Here is a 20,775-nt window from a genome sequence, read left to right as displayed (position 1 = left end):
TCCCAGTAATAGATTCAATCCGCTAACCAAACAAATTGTATTATAGGATATCGTGCGCAAAAAGCAACATTCCCTTGCATGCGGCGCATGCCCCGGCTTGCGTTTGTCGGCTTGCAAGTTCGCGGATGGGAATAAGCGGGGAACGGCTTTTCCATAATAAGGGGAGGCGAACGCCTAACGCAGCGAAAGGAGGCGGCAGATGAACGGAGAATTCGACAACCAATGGCCGACGCAGGAGCAGCCGGCTCTCGGAAGCGGCATCATGTCCCGGGAAATGACAGCTTCCGACGCGCCTCCCCAAGAGCGCAGGCGCCGAAAGCGGTTATCATGGCGCATGATCGGATTTATCGCTGCGGCTGCGATTATTCTGATGCTGGGAACGGTGGCGGCGTTGATCCGTTACGCTCCGCTGCCCTCCGCTTCGTTCCCCCAATCGACGCAAATCCTGGACGCGGACGGCAATGTGCTCGCCTCGATGCAGGGCGGCGTCAACCGGCAGACCGTCGCGCTGCCGCAAATCTCGCCATGGCTGGTGCGCGCGACGCTCGCGACAGAGGATCGCCGCTTCTACGAGCACTCGGGCGTCGATATTCGCGGCATGGCGCGCGCGGTGTGGGTCGACTTGCGGCATATGTCGAAGGAACAGGGAGCCAGCACGCTGACCCAGCAGCTCGCCCGCAATTTGTATCTGTCGCATGAGCGGACCTGGAAACGCAAAGCGAAGGAAGCTTGGTACGCGGCTAAGCTGGAGCAGATCTATTCCAAAGATCAGATTCTAGAGATGTATCTGAACCAGATCTACTACGGACATGGGGCATATGGCGCTGAAGCGGCGGCGCGCTTGTACTTCGGCAAGCCTGCCAAGAAGCTGACGCTGGCCGAAAGCGCCATGCTCGCCGGCATTCCGAAGGGCCCGCGCTACTATTCCCCGCACCTGCATTATGATCAAGCGAAGGCTCGGCAGCGAACCGTGCTGCAAGGGATGGCCGCCACTGGCTATATTACGAAGCTGCAGGCTGAGACGGCGGCGCGAGAGCCATTGCGGTTGGTCCCGCTGCCCAAGGATAAAGGCAAGATCGCGCCATACTTCGTGGACTATGTCCGCAAGCTGGCCGCCCAGCTCGTCCCGCTGGACGAGCGTCTCTTGAACGAAGGCGGACTGCGGATCGTGACGACGCTGGACAGCCGCATGCAGAAGGCGGCGGAAGAAGCCGTCGCCGGGCAGATGCCTAAGAACAGCGAGCTGCAGGCTGCGCTCGTGGCGATCGATCCTTCGACAGGCCACATTAAAGCGATGGTCGGCGGGCGCGATTACGAGCGCAACCAGTTCAACCGAGTGTTCGCGACGACGCGCCAACCGGGCTCTTCGTTCAAGCCGATCCTGTACGCGACGGCGCTGAACGCACGGACGTTAACGCCGACTACGCGGTTCAATAGCGCGCCGACGGTGTTCTACTACGACGATTATCGGAAAATTTACCGGCCCAGCAACTTCAACGATCGTTACTTTAACGGCGAGATCGGATTGCGCCAGGCGATCAAGTCTTCGGACAATATTTATGCGGTGAACACGATTATGCAAGTCGGTCCCGAGGAAGTGATCGCCATGGCCCGCAAGCTGGGCATCACCTCGAAGCTGAACGCCGTGCCGTCGCTCGCGCTCGGCACTTTCCCGGTCAGCCCGTTCGAGATGGCATCGGCGTTCACCGCCTTCGCGGGCGGCGGCTATCGGCCGGAGCCGGTGGCCATTCAGCGCATCGAGGACCGCGACGGAAGCGTGCTGTACGAGGCGAACCCCCGCCGGGAAGCTGTCATCTCGCCGGCGCTCGCGTATGTGCTAAGCGACTTGATGCGCAGCGTCTTCGACTCCGGCGGCACGGCGCATCGGGTATCTCGGATGCTGACGCGCCCCGTCGCCGGCAAGAGCGGCACGACCCAATCGGACGCCTGGTTCGTCGGCTATACGCCGGATCTGGTCGCGTCCGTCTGGGTCGGCCACGACCGGGGGCGCGCCATCTCTTCATCGGAGGCTCACCGCGCGGCGCCTATCTTCGCGGCATTCACGGAGAAGGCGCTCGCTTCGGTCGCGCCGCACGAGTTCCCAGTGCCGGAAGGCGTCGTCACGGTGTACATCGACCCGGCCACAGGGCAGCTCGCCGCAGACGGCTGCCCCGAGAAGGTGCGGGAGACGTTCCTCGCCGGCACCGAGCCGACGGAGGCGTGCGTGCTCCACGGCGGCGCGCGCGAGCCTGCGGAAGAGCCGGGCCGCGGCGGATCGTTGTGGCACAGGGTGCGCCGCTGGTGGAAGCTGTAACCTAAACAAAGCTCTCCGCCCCCTTGGGGGCAGGAGAGCTTTGTTTAGGTTTGCGCCGCGCGAGGGGCTGTGCCCGCAGGAGAAATTCGATTTGCTCGAGCTTCTCGCTGCACGCGCACGCCTTGGCTTTACGCCAGCAGCTCCTTCAGCTGCTCCGGCGAGTTGTCCCACCACTCGAGGTTGTGCTCCTGCAGCAGCTTGCGCAAGGCCGCCTTCTCCTCTGGCCCGAGGTTGTCGAGCATATAGCGCCGCTTGAGCGAGGCGTCCAGCCGGTTGACGTGGTCGGCGAGAATCTTCCACCCTCTGCGCGCTTCCGTATCGATCAGCATCTCGCAGGAGGTCGCTCCAGCGTAGTAGCTGCCGGTATCGTTGCGGTCGACGGCAACCCAGACGATCCAAGCCGGGCGGCCGTTCGGCACGTCCTCTTTGTTAGGAGAGAACTTGATACCGCGCTCGATCTTGCTCTTCGCGTGCATCGCTCCGACGTCGATATAGGCCTCTCCTTGATCGATGACGACGCAGGCGACTTGGCTCAGGTCGATGCTTCCCGCCCCGAACCCTTTATGCTGCTTATTGCTTACTACATTAAGCGCCAGCTTCTTCTTCTCCGGCGCGGGCTGTTGCTCGTTGCTCATCGTCGTTCACCCTCCATCCGTACTTACCCCCTATCTTAGCGAAATTCCCTCGGAAAAGCGATGCCCGCCGCCAAAAATACGGACACGCCCCCTCCAGCGCAGCCGTCCGAATTCGCAGCCAAAGGCAGCCAGAGACGGAGGAGAATTCGCCCCCTTTAAACCTTTGCGCAGCCAGCAAGGCATCTGGTTGCGCCGGCATGCGGCGGATTAGACCGCATCCTCCCATGCCCCATATACAACGGCAGCAACAAGCGTTGAAGCGGCCAAGCCGCAGATATAATCCCGGGACATGCAACATATACATGCCCTAGAAGCTTGTCAACGGGAGGGTTAACCGTATGCCCCATCGCCGCTTGTTCCGCATACTCGTCCTGGCGGTCTCCGCCGCGGTGCTCGTCGTCTCCGTCCGGTTCGGATTCGCCGACGCTTGGCTCGACCAGTATGCCATTCCTGCCAATGCTCAGCTAGAGGAACAACCCGCTGCGGAAGATGCCGCGGCCATGCAGTCCTCCGAATCCGGGGCCGATATTCCGATCGCGCCCAAGCCGGTCGTGCTGAGCAACCGGGTGACGGAGTACCATATCTCGGTCAAGCTTGAAGACGACGGCACCTTGACCGGCGAGCAGACTGTGACCTGGAAGAACCCCGGCCGCAAGCCGGTGTCCGACATTTACCTGCACCTGTACCCCAACGCCTTCTCGCCGGGCAGCACCTTCCTCAAGGAATCTGGCGGCCAGCTCCGCGAGGACAAGATGAAGCCCGGCGGCTACGGCTCGATGACGCTGACTTCGCTGACGACGGAGGAAGGCGAGACGCTGCTGCCCCGCTTCCGCTATGTCCAGCCGGACGACGGCAACGCCTCCGACAAGACGCTGGCGACGTTCCGCCTGCCGGAGGCGGTGAAGCCCGGCGGCGAGACGACGCTGCGCATGAAGTTCACCGTCCAGCTGCCGCAAGTGTTCGCCCGCATGGGTCAGGCCGGCGACTTCGTCATGGCGGGCCAATGGTTCCCGAAGATCGCGGCTTACGAGACAGCCGGCACTCGCGGACGCGATGCCGAAGGATGGGACACGCACCAGTACCACGGCAATTCGGAATTCTACTCGGACTTCGGCATCTATAGCGTCAAGATCAACGTGCCGGAGCAGAACATCGTGGCGGCAACCGGCGCCATGACCCAGCAGGTCGTCAACAAGGACGGCCGCAAGATCTACCAATTCTATGCGGACGACGTGCACGACTTCGGATGGTCAACCTCCCCCTCCTACACCTATGTGGAGAACTCCTTCTCCTCCGCCGGCGTGCCGGGGCTTCGCATTAAGCTATACCTGGACCCGCTGCACAAGGATCTCGCGGACCGGTACATGCACGCCGCCAAGTCCGCGCTGGCCAAGCTGGGCCAGTGGTACGGAGACTATCCCTATTCCACGCTGTCCATCGTCGTTCCGCCGGCAGACGCGAACGGCGCAGGCGGCATGGAATACCCGACGCTCGTCACGGCGGCAGCCGCGAAGAACGACTCTCCCGGCTACGAGCTGGAGCGCACGCTCGTGCACGAGATCGCCCACCAGTACTGGTACGGCATCGTCGCCTCGAACGAATTCGAAGAGGCGTGGCTGGACGAAGGCTTCACCTCGTACACCGAAGATAAGCTGATGTCGGCTATCTATGGCATCGGCTCCAATTCGACAATCGAAGCGAGCTACATGACCAACCCGCAGCCGCTAAAGCTCGATTCCTGGGGCTATGACAGCTCGGACAGCTATGCTGAGAACGTCTACCTGCGGGGCAAGCTTGTGCTCCAAGCGATCGAGAAGCAGGTCGGCGAGAAGACGATGAGCAAGATCATGCGCTACTATTTTCAACGATACCGGTTCAAGCACCCTTCCTCCACGGACTTCCAGAAGGCGGTCGAAGCCGTCACGAAGGGCAAGTGGAGCGACTTCTTCCAAGCCTATGTCTACAATGGCCAGATGGCCGACTTCGCGGTCCAATCGATCCAATCGTCGCCCGCCCCGGGAGGCGGCTATGAGTCGATGGTCGTGCTTCGCCGCAACGGCGGCAGCCCGCAGCCCGTCACCGTGCTCTTCCAGTTCGCCGATGGTTCGGCCGTTCGCAAGACCTGGAACGGGCAGCAGAGTCAAGTGCAGATGAAGCTGACCCACGCCCAGCCGCTTCTGTTCGCAGCCATCGACCCGTCCAATTCGGTGGTACTGGACAATCTGCGCTACAACAATTACCTCAAGACGGAGGTTCAGGAGAAGACGCGTACCCGCTTCAATATCGGCCTCTCGAAGCTGATCGACGGGCTGCTCGGCACTTTGGCATGGTGAGGTGGCAATTATGAGAAAACTCTTAGGCAAGGGATGGGACATGACCAGGCGACATAAGTATGTGTTGGTCGTGCTTTTCCTCTACCGGCTGCTGTGGGGATTCTTCCTGTACCGGTTCGTCGATCACGTCGTGACGCCGGTACTGGCCCGTTATCCCGACGGTCATCCGAACTCCAGCGCCGCGGGGCTGTTCTGGATCGAAGCGCAATTCCGCCTGATGAAGACGGATATTCTGGATGACATTCTGTGGATGCTGGCCGGCATGTTCTTGCTTCGAATGGTGCTCACGCCCCTTCTGAACGCCGGACTCTTCTACTCCTTCAGTCATTCGGCAGAGGCCGACGGCACCCGCGTGATTGCCGGCATTCGCAAGGCGTGGAAGCCCGTGGCGGCTCTGTATTGGTTCGAGAATGGTTTGGTCCTGCTGCCCCTTGTGTGGCTGGTGCCGCACGCGAAGTCCCAGCTCTTCTCCGTCCCATCGCTTCAAGAATGGGCACACAGCCTGCTCCCGCTCATTCTGGCCTGGATCGTTTGGAGCTTCGCCGTGCATCTGGCCTTCCAGTTCATGCAGTTCAGCGCGGCAGCCGGAGACAGCATCCTGAGCGGGCTCGGACGCGCTTGCCGTCGGGCGCTTCCGCTCATCGCCGTCACCTTGTCGATTGCTGGCATCGGAATCGGAGCGTCGCTTGCGCAGGCGACAGCCTCCATGCTGTGGACCGGATTCGCCGCAATCGCGCTGCAGCAGGCGTATCAGCTGGTTCGTTCGCTATTTACGTTATGGACCGCGGCCTCGCAATTTGAGCTTTGGAGACCGGAACAGGCGGCGTAATTTAAGACTTATCGTCGCCATGAATTCTGTCGGTTTAACGGAACATTAAGGAATTCTAATCTTAACATGGGAGGAAAAACGCACCAAAAAACCGAATACGTAAAGCGAAGTGCAAAAATTGCCGAATTCCCGGGCACTGGGAAGCGGGGGAACCATTTTTCACCGGGTGAATTGATCTCGCCTAGCGGCAGGGGTCATAGGGAACCTTCAACCGAACCCTTCAGCTAACCTCGCAGGCTTTGGAAGGAGTCACCAGCTTTGCGTAAGTTGTCTGCAGTCTTGTTTGCCTTCGCGTTATTGTTGGTGTTCCAGGTTGGCAGTGCATTCGCCGATTCCAAACTGGATACGACCGTAGAGCCACTGATCGGAATCGATTATGATTACGGCGGCACAACGACAGACGGCTTCGATTGCTCAGGCTTCACAGCCTATGTATTCAAGAAGCTCGGCGTCACGCTGCCCCATTCGTCGAAATCCCAGTACGGCCTCGGTACCAAAGTAGCGAAGGACAATCTGAGAGCCGGCGACCTTGTGTTCTTCAACACAAGCGGCAGCGGCGTCTCCCATGTCGGAATTTATGTCGGCGACAACAAATTCGCGCATGCGGCTTCCAAAGGGGTTCGAATCTCGGACCTCGATGAGACGTACTACGCGAAGCGTTACGTTGGCGCGCGTCGGATTCTGGATTCCGATACTTACAAAGAAGTAGCTGTTGAAGAGGCGAAGTAATCTCTCGGCCTCATTCGGCAAAGAAGCCGTTGCCCGGAGCATCCGGACGACGGCTTCTTTGTTGTGTCATGGGGCGATGGGGTGGACAAGGTGTTGTGCCGCAGGGACTGCCGCCCCCTGTTACTTGCGCGAATCCCATGGATATTCGCCGGCAAGCTTCTCCAGCTCCGCGGGAGTCGCCTCCCGCGAGCCATATCTGGCGCGGCCGTACAAGTCGGCCAGCAGCGCGCGCTTCTGCCGCAGCCAGCCGCTGCGGGGAGAGACAGCTGACTTGCGCGCGGCCGCTCCTTCCTCCTCATGGCCTTCGTACCAACGTGCGGCGGCGTCCAGCGCTTCGCTCGGCGTATCCGACGAGCGGCGGCTGAAGCCGGCCTCGGCGGCCGTGAGCAGCGATTCTTGATAGAGACGCCGCACCTTCTCGCGAGCGGCGAGCTGCTCCCACTCCCGGCGGCCGAGCGGCTTGCGCGAAGCGCGATGGAGCCATCTGCTGCGCGCTTCGCGCAGCGCCCTGCCGATGTCGAGCAAGCTCTCCTTCTCTTCGGTGTATGGAGCCTGAACAGGCGGCGGCTTCCTCTCGAAGAGACGAGGCAGCAACGCTCGAACCCATGAGACCAGTGCGCGGAACCACGATAGGTTAAGCACATATCGCTTGACCAGCAGAATCAGCACCGCAGCGCCGATCGCTCCCGCGATTCCATAGAAGAGGTAATCCGTCCATCTCGGCCACCTGCTCTCCGATTGCTCCCCGAGCAGCCCTTCCGGCAAGCCGCCGGAAGGCGCTTGCTGCATCGGCTCGGACTCCGGCGGGCTCGGCCTCGGCGTATGAGCGTTGATGAATTCGACGATCGCCCGCCACAGATGGAAGTCGCTCGTCGCCAGGTATGCGATGATGACGACCGCGAGCAGCAGCATCAGGCAGCGGCGGCTCGACCGGGAGACGAGGCGCGTGACGATGCCATCGTGAAGTCCTGCGGAGTTCAGCAGCTTCGCGTGGATGGCGTAAGCCGATAGCGTGAACCAGATAAGGCCTGATACGATGAAGAGCGGCCTATAGGCGGCCAGCTCGGACACCCATACCGCGGCGATCAGCGCAAGGCCGTTGGTCCCGACGCCTGCCATGCAGACGGCTTCCCGCGGCAGGCTTCGGCCTGCCAGCCAAGCGGCGACGCCGGCATAGAGCATCGGCAGCAGCCAGTCTATGCCCAGCCGCGCGACTGATCCGGCAACTGCGGCGATCAACGCCGCATAGACGGCCCACGGCCAGAGATAGCTGCCGATGGTCAGCGCCGCTCCGAATAGCGAAGCCGCTGCCGCCAGTGCCAGCCATTGCCCTAACGAGGCAGCCGGCGCCGCCGGCGCCAGCCACAGCGTGATCGGCAGCCAAGCGAGCGACTGGACGATCGCGCGAAGGAACGCCGTCCCTACATTCAGCTTCCTTCCCTTCCTCTTCATGCGATCGCCTCCCGATACAGCAGCAGCGTCTCGACGCGATTGCCCGCTTGCCGAAGACGCTCGACAAGCTGCTGCTGCTTCGGCGTCAGGAACGCCGACACGAGCAGCAGATTCGCGTCCCGAAGCCCGGATGCGGCCATCTCTTCCAGCACATAGGAGAGCTCGCGGCGAACCTCCGCTTCGAATACCGCCATCAGATGCAGCAGCTTGAACAGATGCTCCCGCCCTGCCCTTGGCTCGATCCGCAGCGGAACCTCCTCATGGCCGGCCACACTGCCGTTGAAGATAAGCCCGGCTTTGCCGCCGCTGTTGATGAGCGAATAGATGATAGAGGCTGCGTAGCTGACCGCTTCCTCGAAGTCTTCCGGCGAGACGCGCCGATTCTCCGCGCCGTCAAGCAGCTCGGCGTTCAGCACGACGATCAGATCGTTGTCGGTCATCGTCTCCCGCTTGTTCACGAGCAGCCGCCCCGTCTTCGCCGTCGCGCTCCAATTCACCTGCTTCAGCGAATCGCCGCTCCGATAGTCGCGGACGCCTGCCACATGCTCGTGGTTCTCGAAGAAGGCATCATAGGTGCTTATCACGCTCTGCACGAACCGGCGGGCGGATACCGGGAGATCGCCCGGTTCCTTCAGCCGCGGCAGAACGGTGATCTCGCAGTCGGCCGTGAAGCTGAGCGTGCCGGACGTCGTCCCCAGCATGTCGCCGTACGTACAAGTCAGACTGGACAGCCGATAGACCCCGCGCCGCGCGCAGGTGACTTCGTGCTTCCGCAGCACTTTCGTATAGGGAGACAAGCTGAATAGACTCGCGTGATTCTGCAGAAGCTGTCCGGAGCTGACCGCCATCTCCGCGCTCTGATTGTCGAATCGCAGCATGGCCGGCATGATCGTCTCGACCCGGAACCACGGCATCGGGAGCAGCTTGTTGTTCACGAGCCGCTCGCCCAGAACGACGCGCTGGCCGGCGAAGACGTAAGGCTCGCTGAAGAACCGCTCATAGCGGATGCCCCGCCGCCCCCACATTCGAAATAGCCATCGCTGCGCCATATAAATCGCAGCGAACACCGTCAACAGCCATACGACGGCCATCTCGCCTTATCTCCGTTCCAGAGCCGGCTCGGTCGGCACCGGGGTCTCGCGAACGATGCTCTCGATGAGTCGTTCCGAGCGTCCGCGTTCGGCGGCGAACATGTCCTTGAGCTGAATGCGATGGGCGAGCACGGGAACGGCAAGCGCCTTGATGTCGTCCGGCAGAATGAAGTCCCTGCCGCGCAGAAGCGCTCTCGCTTGCGCAGCCTTCACGAGCTGCAGACTGCCGCGCGGACTGACACCGCTTCCAATCTCGGGGTGCGTGCGGGTCGCCGCCACGATAGACAGCAGATAGCGCAGCAGGTCCTCCTCGATCGTCACTTGCGGCACGAGGCTTCGCAGGTGCGCGAGCTGTTCCCTGTCGAGCACCGGCTGCAGCGTCGGAAGCGGATCGCGAACGGAGAAGCGCCTCAGAATCTCGGTCTCTTCCTCCAATGTCGGATACCCCATCGAGACGCGCATCATGAAGCGATCGAGCTGCGCTTCCGGCAGCGGGAACGTGCCATGGTTCTCGATCGGGTTCTGGGTGGCGATGACCAGGAACGGCGACTCCAGCTTATACGTGTCGCCGTCAATCGTCACTTGCCGCTCCTCCATGCACTCCAGCAAGCTCGATTGGGTGCGCGGCGTCGCTCGGTTCAATTCGTCCGCGAGCAGAATGTTCGTGAAGACGGGGCCTTGCCGCAGTTCGAAGCGGCCTTCCTGTTGATTGAAGAAGTGAATGCCGGTTATATCGGAGGGGAGCAGATCGGCGGTGAATTGGACACGCTTGAAGCTGCAGCGCAGCGTCTTCGACAGCGACTTGGCCAGCAGCGTCTTGCCGGTGCCCGGCACGTCCTCCAGAATGATATGCCCGGAGGCCAGCAGCGCGATCAGAAGCTGTTCGACGACCTCCGTCTTGCCGACAACCGCTGCCGCGATCTGGCCGGTAATGGCGTCGACTTGTTCTCGAATATCAGATGACGAGTTCATAAGGACATCCTCCCGCGCTAAGATACCTTCATTTTACAGGTATGGGGGCGAGGCGGCAAACCAAAAAAAACGCTCCTCCCCGCAGCAAGCGGGGATAGGAGCGTTCATTAGCCATATATGGATTAACAATCAGCAGCTTCATACGGCAGCGAATACGGGTTCCGCCTCAATCGCATCCGTATGGCCTGGAGCCGAATCCGACAGCCCGTACGGCAGGCACATCGGTGTTCCCGTTCGAGGATCCGGAATAACGTCCGCGTCGATGCCGAATACGTCCCGCAGCATCTCCGAAGTCATGACTTCGGTCGGTTCGCCTTCATACAGCACCGTTCCTTGCTTCAGGGCGACAAGATGCTGCGCATAGCGCGCCGCATGATTCAGGTCATGAACGACCATGACAATCGTCGTCTTCTGGCTGCGGTTCAACTGCTCCAGCAGCATCATGACTTCAATCTGATGCGCCATGTCCAGGTAAGTCGTCGGCTCGTCAAGCAGCAGCAGCTCCGTGCCCTGCGCCAGTGCCATCGCGATCCACGCCCGCTGGCGCTGGCCGCCGGAGAGCTGGTCGACGGAGCGGTCGCTGAAGCCCTGCATGCCGGTCGCTTGGAGCGCCCAATCGATCATCCGGCGATCCTCGGCATTCAAGCTGCCGAAGCCGCGCTGGTGCGGATAACGTCCGAAGGAGACCAATTCCCGTACGGTTAAGCCTTCCGGCGACGATGGATTCTGCGGCAGAATGGCCAGCTGCTTCGCCACTTCCTTCGTCGATTGGCGGTGAATCTCCTTGCCGTCCAGATGGACGCAGCCGCCAGCCGGCGCCAGAATGCGCGCCATCGCCTTCAGAATCGTCGATTTGCCCGATCCATTGGATCCGACAAGCGCCGTAATCTTGCCGTCCGGCACCGCTATATTCAGCTCCTCAACGATTCGGCGATTGCCGTATGCCAGAGACAATCGGTTCGTGCTTAACCGTGACATGGAATCACTCCTTCGCTGCTTCGTGATTACGATTCTCATTTAATATAGTGTAAATGATAATCGTTCTCACTTCTATTGTCAATTGAAAATGCTGTCTCCTCAGCCCCTCCTCGCCTTCGTAATATGCAAGTTGTAGACGCGTCCGTAACCCTTGCCGAGGCGGACGATTCTCCGCAATACGCGCGGATCGCGCAGCAGCTTGAACGGCCGCGGGTCCGGGCGGGTGTTCACCTCCAGAATCCAGCTTCTGCCTTGCCGATCGACCGCAATATCGAGCCCCAGCTCGTTCATGCCGGGACTCGACCGGTCGAATCGAGCCGCCGCGAGCATCGCCAGCTTGCGGAATTGCTTCAGCAGCAGGCCCGCTTGCCGTTCTCCCAGCGCCGCAGCCAGAATGTCCCGCGCTTCATGAATACTGCCGCCTTGGCTTCCGTTCGTCACGGCTTTGCGCGGATGCGCAGCCCGGGCCAGCACGCCGCTCACCTCCCAGGCACCTTCGGAATTGCGCTGCGCCATGACCCGGAAGTCGACCGGGCGTCCCGCATGCCGAATCACCCGAATGCCCCGCTGCGCCAGATAAGAGCCTTGCCGCTTATGCGACGCAATCCATTGGTAGGCTTGGGAGTAATTGTGCCGATCCACCTGTCGGCTGGCTTCATGAATCCGATAGATCGCCCCCTTCTTCTCGATCCGAATCACTCCGATCCCTAGCGAGCCGCGATCCGGCTTGGCGTATACCAGTCCGTACCGATCCAGCATTCGCTTCATCGTGTGCGCGTCCATCTGCCTCGTCTCCGGCAAGTGGGCCGCTAACGGCATGGAGCGCTCCAATATTTTTGTTTTCCGCCACTTGCTCACGATCCGTATGCTGCTCATCGGCTTCCCTCCCTCTCCTCCGATAGGGCTTACGATACAATATGGCGAACGCGCGGACGCGGAAGAGGTGGCCGCCTACGCAGATGTCCAATCCTCCTGCGATGAAGCTCATAAACTATTTAGATGATCGATATTCGGGCCGCTAAATAGATGGAGGGCAGCTGTCATGAGGAATTCATTCTCGTTGCAACTCAAAGTGGAGCAGACGCTCGCCCGCTTCCCTTGGTACGCCTCGATCCACCCGGGAGGCTCGGCTGGCGCGCTCCGAGCAAGCGAATGGGCGGAGCTGCCGCTGCTGACCGGCAGCCTGCTGGAGAAGCATTACTACGGGCACGACCGCCCTCCGGGGACGCAGGACCGCCTTCGCGTCTACCGCACATCCGGCACAAGCTCCGGCATTCGCAAGACGATCTACTATTCCGAACAAGACGAAGAGAGATATGCAGCGATCAAGAGCCGAATCTTCGCGCGGTTCCTTCAAGACTCCGGAGCTCGCACTGCGTTGTCAGACATGGGGACCGGCCACGCCGCGGATACGGCATCGGACGTCTTCCGCCGAATCGGCTTGCAGCCGGAGTCGGTATCGTATCGGATGCCGATCGAATATCATCTCCAGCGGCTGCGAGCGGCGCGCCCTCACGTGCTCTACACGATGCCGTCCATACTCGACAGCCTGCTGCATGCCTCGACTGATCCTGCCCAATACCGCATCCGCAAGGTTATTCTCGTCGGCGAGCCGGCGCCTTCCGCCTGGATCGCGCAGAAGGCGGAGCAGCTCGGCATCGCCAAGGAGGACATTCTGGACACGTACGGATCGATCGAGATCGGCACGATCGCCAGCTTCTCGCACGAACACGGGAGATACTTGTTCGCAGACGGGATCGAAGCCGAAGGCGTAAGGGACGACGAGCGGATTCCCGGATCGGAGGAGCTGGCGGCAGATGAATCGGTGCTCGTGCTGACGTCTGCGGTCCGGGAGCTGTTCCCCGCGCTTCGCTTCGTCACCTACGATGTCGTGAGGGATCTGCGCCCCATTCTAGTGAACGGCGAGCTCCGCATGAGCTATCAGGCGCTCGTGCGGCGCCTCGGGCCGGAGCTGAAGCACGGCGAGAAGCTCAGCGTCTACGACATCGAGGACGTCGTCTATCGGCATCTCCGGAACGCAGTCGTGCGTGTGCAAGTGGCAGACAACAAGCTTCGCGTGCTCATCGGCGGCGAGAAGCCCGATTCCGCCGCGCTCGCCGCGATCGAGCGCGAGCTGGCGGACGTCATTCCGGAGATCGGCCAGATGATTCGCGGCCGGCTGCTCGGGGAGATCAATGTGCTGTGGGACGGCCAGGCGAACGCCATCGGCGAAGGCGCGGTCAAACGCAAGAGAATCTACACCCCCTAAGGGAGGCAACGGCTTGTGATGGAACTTCGCAAAGGCGTGCTGCAATTGATCGGGCGGACGCCGCTCGTGCCGCTGGACCGGATGTTCGCGGGCGCGCATTACCGGGTGTTCGCGAAGCTGGAGATGATGAACCCCGGCGGCAGCGCGAAGGACCGGCCGGCGCTGCGCATGATCGACAAGGCAATCGAGCGCGGGGAGATCGGGCCGGGAACAACTATCGTCGAATCCAGCTCCGGCAATCTCGCCATCAGTCTCGCGCTGATCTGCCGCTGCTTGGGTCTGCCGTTCATCTGCGTGCTGGACGCGCGAACCACTCCGGTTCATCTGCGCCTTCTGCGCAGCTACGGCGCTCGAATCGAGTGGATCCGCGAGCCGGACCGCGACACGGGCGAATATTTGCCCGCCCGCCTGCGCCGCGTCCGGGAGCTGCTGGCGGATATTCCCGGCAGCTACTGGCCGAATCAGTACGCCAATCCGGACAACTACTTGGCGCATTATGAGACAACGATGCCGGAGCTGCTTCAGGAGCTGGGCCGCATCGACTATCTGTTCTGCGGCATTAGCACGTTCGGCACGCTTCGCGGCTGCGCCGAACGCATCCGAGCCGAGGGCTTGCCCACGAAGGTTGTCGCCGTGGACGCCGCCGCGAGCGTCATCTTCGGGGCGGTGCCGGGAGCGGTTCGCCGCCTGCCCGGACTCGGGGCGGCGATCGTGCCGCCGCTCAGCCGGCCCGAGCTGGCGGACCGCGTCGCCCGCGTCGGCGATGTCGACTGCGTCCGCGGCTGCCGGGAGCTGCTGAACGCGGAAGCGATCATGGCCGGCGCCTCCTCCGGCGCCGTGCTCTCCGCCATTCGGCTGATGCAGGTGGACATTGAGCCGGGCGCCGTCTGCGCTGCCATCCTCGTCGACCGGGGAGAGCGTTATGGAGATACCGTCTATGACGACGAGTGGGTGGCTGGCTTGCCCGGAGGCCGAGAGCTATTGGCCGAGACGCAGGAGGAGTTGCGATGAGGTATTTGAACGATGGCCATATCCGGCAGATGGGCACGGACTGGCGCAGACTGACAGCCGTTATCCGCGAAGCGGCGGCGCTATACGGAACGGAGGAAGCGGTGCAGCCGCTGAAGCCTTATCTGCGGTTCCGCGATCCGGCGAACCGCTTGATCGCGATGCCCGCTTACGTCGGAAGCGGCGTGGATGCGTGCGGCGTCAAGTGGGTCGCGAGCTACCCCGGCAATCTGGCGAGAGGATTGCCGCGCGCGCACAGTGTCATTGCGCTGAACGACCCCTCCACAGGAGAGCCCGTCGCCATCTATAGCGGAGGACTGCTGAACGCCTTGCGAACAGCCGCCGTGAGCGGCACGATGCTTGAGGCTTACCTGAAGAGGCGCGAAGAAGCCGAGCTCCCGTCTCGCTTCTCGGCTGGCATCGCCGGCTTCGGTCCGATCGGACGGACCCATCTGGCGATGCTGGCCGGCCTGTTCGGCAGCCGGCTGGAGGAAGCATCCGTATTCGACCCTCGCGGCGCAAGCGCGGCGGATATTGACGACGGCATCCGCTCCCGCGCGCGAATCGCGAGCGACTGGCGCGTAGCGTACGCTGAAGCAGACGTCTTCATCACCTGTACCACCGCCGCACAGCGATACATCGATCGCCCGCCTCGGCCCGGCATGCTGCTGCTCAACGTGTCCCTGCGCGACTATAAGCCGCACTGTGTCAAGGATCTGAAGGCGGTCGTCGTCGACGACTGGCGGGAAGTGTGCCGCGAGAACACCGATATCGAGCAGCTTCAACAGTTGTACGGCTGGAACGAAGCACGGACCGTCACGTTGAAGGAAGCGCTCCTGGAAGACGGCTTGAATCGCTGGCCGGCGGGCGAGACCGTCTTCTTCAACCCGATGGGCCTTGCCGTCTTCGATATCGCCGTGGCGGCTTATTATTGGAGGACGGCGCTGCGGGAGGGCATCGGCGTTGAGCTTTAGTCCGTACGCCCGGCTGTCAGAACGGTGTGCAGACTACTAGTTTCTTCCGAAAAATAGTCTTTCCAAGCCGCCGTTCTTCCGCTACAATCTAATAAAATGTGACATAATATAACACATCGGTTACGCAAAGGGGAGCACGATGAGCCATCTCTCGCATACAAGCGCCATCCCTTCCGCCCCGCCGGCGGATCAGCTCACGGCTTTCTATCAACCGATTCTCGCATTGGATTCCCGCCGGATCATCGGCTATGAACTGCTGGGCCGGCAGCGGGTCGGCGATGAAGTCCGCAGTCTGGGACCGTTCTTCACCCATCCCCAAGTGCCGGAGCTGGAGCAGATTCGCATCGACCGGCTGCTTCGGGAGCAAGCGTTCGCCAAGCTGGAAGCGTCGCCGGACTCGCCGACGATATTTGTCAATATAAAGCCTACATGGATCAGCAAGCACTACCACGAATCCGGCGAGCTGTATACTCTGCAGCTGCTGCGCAAGTACGGCATTGAGCCGGGCCGGGTGTGCATCGAGATCACCGAGGAAGAGTTCGGCGGGCCGATGTCGGATCTCGTTCAGGTCATCGATCTGTACCGCGCCGCAGGGTGCCGCATTGCGATCGACGACGTTGGCTCGGGCTTCAGCAACTACGACCGGATCGCCCAGATTCGCCCGCATCTGCTCAAGGTGGATATTCATCTGATGAAGCGAAGCGCGAGCCACAGCGGTTACCTTGGCATTCTGCGCTCCTTCTCCTCGCTGGCGGAGCAGATGGGCGCGTCCCTTCTGGTCGAAGGCGTCGAGACGCGCGATGAATTGCAGCGGGCCATTCAGATCGGCGCCCGGTACTTGCAGGGCTACTTGTTCGCTCCTGCCGAACCGAACTTCCGGGCTCCGGATGAATTCGTCCCATTGATCGAAGAGGAGCTGAATGCGCACCGCCGCCAGGTGCAGATCAGCGAACGCAGCTGGCTGGAACGCAGCCTGCAGCTGGCCGAATCCGCGCGATCGTTCGGCTTCGATCGGCTGGCGGCTTCAGCCGCTGGCAGCTGTCCTACGGCGGAGGAAGCCGATCGGATTCTGGAGCAATGGCTGCCTCTGCTGGACGAATGCTGCTTGTACGTCTTCATGTGCCGGAACAACGGCGTGCAATTATCTTCGACTCTCGCACGGAAGCCCGATGGCAGCTGGCGGCGGGATGAGCAGTTCCGCGGCTCCGATTGGAGCTGGAGACCGTACTTCATCCCCCATCTGCTCCAATCCAAACAGGAGGATACGAGAGTATCGCCTAAATACGCGGATCTGGAGACGCATGCATGGGTGCGCACGGTCTCTATCTGCCTCGGAGAATTCGTGCTGTTCTTGGATATCAGGGACGACATCGAACCCTCAATCTAACTATACGGCCGAACGGCCGCTGGAAGCGACGGACGCCGTCGCTTCTTTCCTATGCTGGCTGGCGTATGGCGGATTCTATCATTTCGCTCAAATTTAGGGATTCCCCCCATATGGACACGATCTCTTGTTATACTAAATAATAGTATATTTAGAGAGGAGTCCTTATCCGAAATGTTTATTCGAAGGAACAAAGCTTTGCAGAACACAGCAATTGCGGCGATTCTTGCCGCTGCTCTAGCGTTGCCAGGCATCGCAGGAGCGGCTGACAGCGGCAGCGCTGACGGGCAAGCGCCGATCCGCGAGATCGCCGGCAAGCTGGGCGCGCAAGTGCGCTGGGATCAAGCAACGCATACGGTTACCGTGACCAAGGACGGCATCAAGCTCCTGTTGACCGTCGGCCAATCCTCCGCCGTATTGAACGGCAGCCCCGTCCAGCTCGGCGAACCGCTTCGGATCGAGCATAATCAAACGCTCGTCTCGCCGGAGCTGCTCGCCAAGTGGCTGGCCAATCCGGCTCTGCTCTCGGAAGTAACGAATACTGCGGATTCATTCCTCACCGCCGTTAGCGCGGGCAATGCGGAACAGGCGGTTCAATATTTAAGCCCGGCTCTGAAGCAATCGGTTCCGGACGCCCAATGGGCGACGCTGTGGACGGCTTACGCCCAAGCTTATGGCGCGCCTGAAGCGCTGGTCTCGAAGACGACCAACCGCAATGCCGTTCACGACAATTACACCTACACGTATCAGACGAACCTTACCCGCTTGTCCTACACGATTCGGGTGAACCGCAGCGGCGAGGTAGACGATCTGTATATCGAACAAGCCAACCCCTCGGTCTATCAGGCTCCATCCTACGACAACCCGGACGCCTATACCGAAGAGGAGATTACCTTGGGCTCGGGATCGCTCGCATTGCCGGGAACCTTGACGATTCCCTCGAACGGCGACGGACCTTTCCCGGCCCTCGTTCTCGTACACGGTTCGGGCACGAACGATCGCGATGAGACCATCGGCGGCGGCAAGCCGTTCCGGGACTTGGCCGTCGGGCTGGCCAGCCAAGGCATTGCCGTGCTTCGCTACGACAAAGTCACTTATGAGCACATGCTCAAGAGCGCAGCCGATCCCGAATTCACCTTGACGAAGGAGACGGTCAACGACGCGATCTCGGCTGTCGAGTACTTGAGGGGCCGAAGCGATATCGACGCCTCCCATATCTTCGCCGCGGGGCATAGCCAAGGCGGCTTCGCAATGCCGCTCATCGTGCAGGCAGATCAGGATCATTCGATCAAAGGGACCATTATTCTGTCCGGCCCGAGCGAACCATTCGTTGACATCCTCGTCGAGCAGCAGGAAGAACAGATCAAGCGTCTGAAGAGCCTCGGCCAAGATACGACGGCCAACGAGGCTGTCATGAGTCAGATGCAAGCTATTGCAGCCATGGTCAATGACCCGCAATATTCGACCGATAATCTTCCGGCTAACTTCCCGCTTGCTCCCGCTTACTGGTGGTTCCAACAGCGGGACTACAATCCAGTCGAGCTGGCCAAGACTCAGTCTGGACCTATGCTTGTGCTGCAAGGGGAGAATGACTGCCAAGTGCCGGCTATTCAGCTGGACGGCTGGAAGAACGGCCTTGCCAACCGCACGGATGTGCAATACAAATCTTATCCGAAAGTGACGCATCTGCTCAGCGAGTATGACGGCGTCTCGACGGGTGCGGAATACGCGCAGCCGAACCATGTATCGGAGGCGATCGTGAACGACATCGCGACTTGGGTGCTGGCGACGAAATAAAGCTGGGCACCGCTATGACCTCGCAGCCCGCCGGGCTGCGGCTCTCGTCACAATAGGCCGGCCCTTGGGACAAACCTCCCTCGGGCCGGCCTATTCGCCGTTCTACTTGTTGTTGCGCGGGTCCAGCGCGTCGCGGAGCGCGTCCCCGATGAAGTTGATGGACAGCACGCCCGCAATCATGAGCACGCCCGGCGGCACCCAGAGCCACGGCTGGGACGTCAGCACCGTCAGCGTCTGCGCGCTCGCCAGCATGTTGCCCCAGCTGGCGTCCGGCGGCTGCACGCCGAGGCCGAGGAAGCTGAGCGCCGCCTCGTCCAATATGGCCCCCGCGACGCCGGACGTCGCGAAGATGAGAATCGGCGCCACCGTGTTCGGCAGGACATGCCGGAACAGAATGCGCGGCGTTCGGTAGCCGAGCGCGACGCTGGCCTTCACGTAATCCGTCTGCTTGACGGCCAGCACGCTGCCCCGGACAAGCCTCGCCACGGCGGGCCAGCCCAGGAAGCCCAGGATCAGAATGATGTTCGTCAGACCCGGCCCCACGATGCTGGCGACGACGAGAATGAGCATGATGTACGGGAACGACATGAACATGTCGGTCACGCGCATGATGACATTGTCGACCCAGCGGCCGAAGTAACCGGAGACCAGCCCGAGCACCGTTCCGATGACAGAGGCGATCAGCATCGAGCCGATGCCGACCGACAAGGACACGCGAGCGCCATAGATCAGCCGGCTGAGCTGATCCCGTCCTACCGGGTCGGTGCCGAGCAGATGCTTCCAGGAAGGCGCCGCCCCGAATTCGTCCGTCATCGCCGTGGGCGAATAAGGCGCTATGATCGGAGCGAGTATCGCGCAGACGATCAGCGCGCCGAGCACGGCGACGCCGGCCACCGCCAGCTTATGCTTGCGGAAGCGGCGAAGGAACATTTTGCGGGAACCGGTGTTGCCTGACCCCTCCTCCGCCGCCGTCCACTCCGCTCCGAACGGCGCCGGCAGCGCGGCCTTGCGTCCGAGATATCGCTTGAATAAGTTCATGATTGTGCCGCTCCCCGGTAGCTATTCTTGATCCTCGGATCGACGAGCGCGTAGGCGATATCCGTCAGCAGATTCGCCGCAATGACGATGACCGCCGCCGCCAGGTTCAGCCCCATGATCGTGGAATAATCCCGGTTCATGATCGAAGAGAGCGTCAGCTGCCCGATGCCCGGCCAAGAGAAGATCTGCTCGATCACGACGGCGCCGCCGAACAGAATCGGAATCTCCATGCCGAGGACGGTCACGATCGGAATGAGCGCGTTGCGCATCGCATGGCGGTTCACGACGAGGAACTCCCGCAGTCCCTTGGCGCGCGCCGTTCGCAAATAATCCTGGTCTAGAATCTCCAGCATGCTCGAACGGACATAGCGGATGTTGCGCCCCGCCACGTTCGCCGTCAGTACGATGACCGGCAGAATCAGATGCAGCAGCACGTCCAAGAAGCCGCCGCCGCCGCCCAGCTCCCTCATGCCGCTCGAAGGCAGCCAGTTCAACTGAAGCGAGAACAGATAGATCAAGGCGAGGCCAAGGAAGAAGTTCGGAATCGAGATGCCGAGGAACGACCCCGTCACCGCCGTGTAGTCCAGCTTGGAATACTGCCGGGAAGCGCTTAGTACGCCAAGCGGAATCGCAATGGCCAGCCCCAGTACAAGCGCCGCTCCCATCAAGAGCAGCGTCGGCCCCATGCGGCTTCCGATGAGCTCGGTGACCGGCGCGTAGGAGATCATTGAATAGCCCAGATCGCCGTGCAGCACCAAGTTGCGCAGCCAATTCAGATATTGCATGTATGCCGGATCGTTCAGCCCCAGCTCCAGCCGCTTCGCCTCGATGGCCGCTGCCGGCAGCTTCGGGTTCACGAGCATGTCGACCGGATTGCCCGGCGCCATTCGCATAATGATGAAGTTGATGACGGTAACGCCGAGCAGCACCGGAAGCGCGATGAGCAAGCGGCGAATCACGTAGTTAAACAAT

At 61.3% G+C, this 20,775-nt stretch carries 17 protein-coding genes and 1 riboswitch; of the genes, 9 read left to right on the top strand and 8 right to left on the bottom strand.

The genetic code is table 11. From position 1 onward, the window contains the following. The first annotated feature begins 199 nt into the window (after positions 1–199). Positions 200–2,314, top strand: a complete 2,115-nt coding sequence (locus H4Q31_RS19470) for a transglycosylase domain-containing protein (protein WP_245347297.1) — start codon at positions 200–202, stop codon at positions 2,312–2,314. A gap of 128 nt (positions 2,315–2,442) precedes the next feature. Here the strand turns inward: H4Q31_RS19470 and H4Q31_RS19465 are convergent, their stop codons facing one another. Then, positions 2,443–2,949 carry a YwhD family protein gene (locus tag H4Q31_RS19465; RefSeq protein ID WP_185180729.1) on the bottom strand — a complete coding sequence of 169 codons (507 nt, stop codon included), beginning with the start codon at positions 2,947–2,949 and terminating at the stop codon, positions 2,443–2,445. A 338-nt stretch (positions 2,950–3,287) separates the two neighbouring features. Here H4Q31_RS19465 and H4Q31_RS19460 point away from each other — a divergent pair, with 338 nt between their 5' ends. The 3 genes from H4Q31_RS19460 to H4Q31_RS19450 all read left to right on the top strand — a co-directional run bounded on the left by H4Q31_RS19460 (position 3,288) and on the right by H4Q31_RS19450 (position 6,840). Further along, entirely contained in the window at positions 3,288–5,282 is a 1,995-nt protein-coding gene (locus tag H4Q31_RS19460) for a M1 family metallopeptidase (RefSeq protein ID WP_185180728.1), read from the top strand. A 10-nt stretch (positions 5,283–5,292) separates the two neighbouring features. Beyond that, complete coding sequence (locus tag H4Q31_RS19455) at positions 5,293–6,111, top strand: hypothetical protein (protein WP_185180727.1); 819 nt, start codon at positions 5,293–5,295, stop codon at positions 6,109–6,111. Between the two features lie 109 nt (positions 6,112–6,220). Then, a riboswitch (cyclic di-AMP (ydaO/yuaA leader) is annotated at positions 6,221–6,365 on the top strand. A gap of 4 nt (positions 6,366–6,369) precedes the next feature. Beyond that, on the top strand, positions 6,370–6,840 hold the full coding sequence (locus H4Q31_RS19450) for a C40 family peptidase (RefSeq protein WP_185180726.1): 471 nt from the start codon (positions 6,370–6,372) through the stop codon (positions 6,838–6,840). A 120-nt stretch (positions 6,841–6,960) separates the two neighbouring features. Here the strand turns inward: H4Q31_RS19450 and H4Q31_RS19445 are convergent, their stop codons facing one another. From H4Q31_RS19445 to H4Q31_RS19425, 5 genes are all read right to left on the bottom strand, one after another. Further along, on the bottom strand, positions 6,961–8,292 hold the full coding sequence (locus tag H4Q31_RS19445; protein WP_185180725.1) for a DUF4129 domain-containing protein: 1,332 nt from the start codon (positions 8,290–8,292) through the stop codon (positions 6,961–6,963). Continuing rightward, the gene (locus tag H4Q31_RS19440) at positions 8,289–9,383 is read right to left on the bottom strand and encodes a DUF58 domain-containing protein (RefSeq protein ID WP_185180724.1); all 1,095 of its coding nucleotides are present in this window, start codon (positions 9,381–9,383) and stop codon (positions 8,289–8,291) included. The genes H4Q31_RS19445 and H4Q31_RS19440 overlap by 4 nt, the downstream gene beginning before the upstream one ends. Positions 9,384–9,389: 6 nt before the next feature. Next, entirely contained in the window at positions 9,390–10,355 is a 966-nt protein-coding gene (locus H4Q31_RS19435) for an AAA family ATPase (RefSeq protein ID WP_185180723.1), read from the bottom strand. A gap of 138 nt (positions 10,356–10,493) precedes the next feature. Then, on the bottom strand, positions 10,494–11,333 hold the full coding sequence (locus tag H4Q31_RS19430) for an ABC transporter ATP-binding protein (protein ID WP_185180722.1): 840 nt from the start codon (positions 11,331–11,333) through the stop codon (positions 10,494–10,496). A 99-nt stretch (positions 11,334–11,432) separates the two neighbouring features. Continuing rightward, positions 11,433–12,209 (bottom strand): YheC/YheD family protein, encoded by a 777-nt coding sequence (locus tag H4Q31_RS19425; RefSeq protein ID WP_185180721.1) that lies wholly within the window; start codon positions 12,207–12,209, stop codon positions 11,433–11,435. A gap of 166 nt (positions 12,210–12,375) precedes the next feature. Here H4Q31_RS19425 and H4Q31_RS19420 point away from each other — a divergent pair, with 166 nt between their 5' ends. From H4Q31_RS19420 to H4Q31_RS19400, 5 genes are all read left to right on the top strand, one after another. Further along, on the top strand, positions 12,376–13,602 hold the full coding sequence (locus H4Q31_RS19420) for a phenylacetate--CoA ligase family protein (RefSeq protein ID WP_185180720.1): 1,227 nt from the start codon (positions 12,376–12,378) through the stop codon (positions 13,600–13,602). An 18-nt stretch (positions 13,603–13,620) separates the two neighbouring features. After that, complete coding sequence (gene sbnA, locus H4Q31_RS19415; protein WP_185180719.1) at positions 13,621–14,613, top strand: 2,3-diaminopropionate biosynthesis protein SbnA; 993 nt, start codon at positions 13,621–13,623, stop codon at positions 14,611–14,613. Then, entirely contained in the window at positions 14,610–15,584 is a 975-nt protein-coding gene (locus H4Q31_RS19410; RefSeq protein WP_185180718.1) for a 2,3-diaminopropionate biosynthesis protein SbnB, read from the top strand. Before sbnA ends, H4Q31_RS19410 begins: the two co-directional genes overlap by 4 nt. A gap of 139 nt (positions 15,585–15,723) precedes the next feature. Further along, positions 15,724–16,971, top strand: coding sequence for an EAL domain-containing protein (locus H4Q31_RS19405; RefSeq protein ID WP_185180717.1), 1,248 nt, complete (start codon positions 15,724–15,726; stop codon positions 16,969–16,971). Between the two features lie 171 nt (positions 16,972–17,142). Then, a complete protein-coding gene (locus tag H4Q31_RS19400) occupies positions 17,143–18,765 on the top strand; it encodes an alpha/beta hydrolase family protein (RefSeq protein WP_185180716.1) in 1,623 nt (540 codons plus the stop codon). Between the two features lie 102 nt (positions 18,766–18,867). On the opposite strand, the gene opp4C is transcribed toward H4Q31_RS19400, so the two are convergent. Then, positions 18,868–19,803 (bottom strand): oligopeptide ABC transporter permease, encoded by a 936-nt coding sequence (gene opp4C / locus H4Q31_RS19395; RefSeq protein ID WP_185180715.1) that lies wholly within the window; start codon positions 19,801–19,803, stop codon positions 18,868–18,870. Further along, on the bottom strand, positions 19,800–20,774 hold the full coding sequence (locus H4Q31_RS19390) for an ABC transporter permease (RefSeq protein WP_185180714.1): 975 nt from the start codon (positions 20,772–20,774) through the stop codon (positions 19,800–19,802). Before H4Q31_RS19390 ends, opp4C begins: the two co-directional genes overlap by 4 nt. Position 20,775 lies beyond the last annotated feature (1 nt).

The sequence above is a fragment of the Cohnella lubricantis genome (genome assembly GCF_014212015.1).
In the GTDB taxonomy this organism is placed as follows: domain Bacteria; phylum Bacillota; class Bacilli; order Paenibacillales; family Paenibacillaceae; genus Cohnella; species Cohnella lubricantis.
The sequence above is the reverse complement of the archived record's forward strand: the minus strand, read 5'-3'. Positions and strand labels throughout refer to the sequence as shown.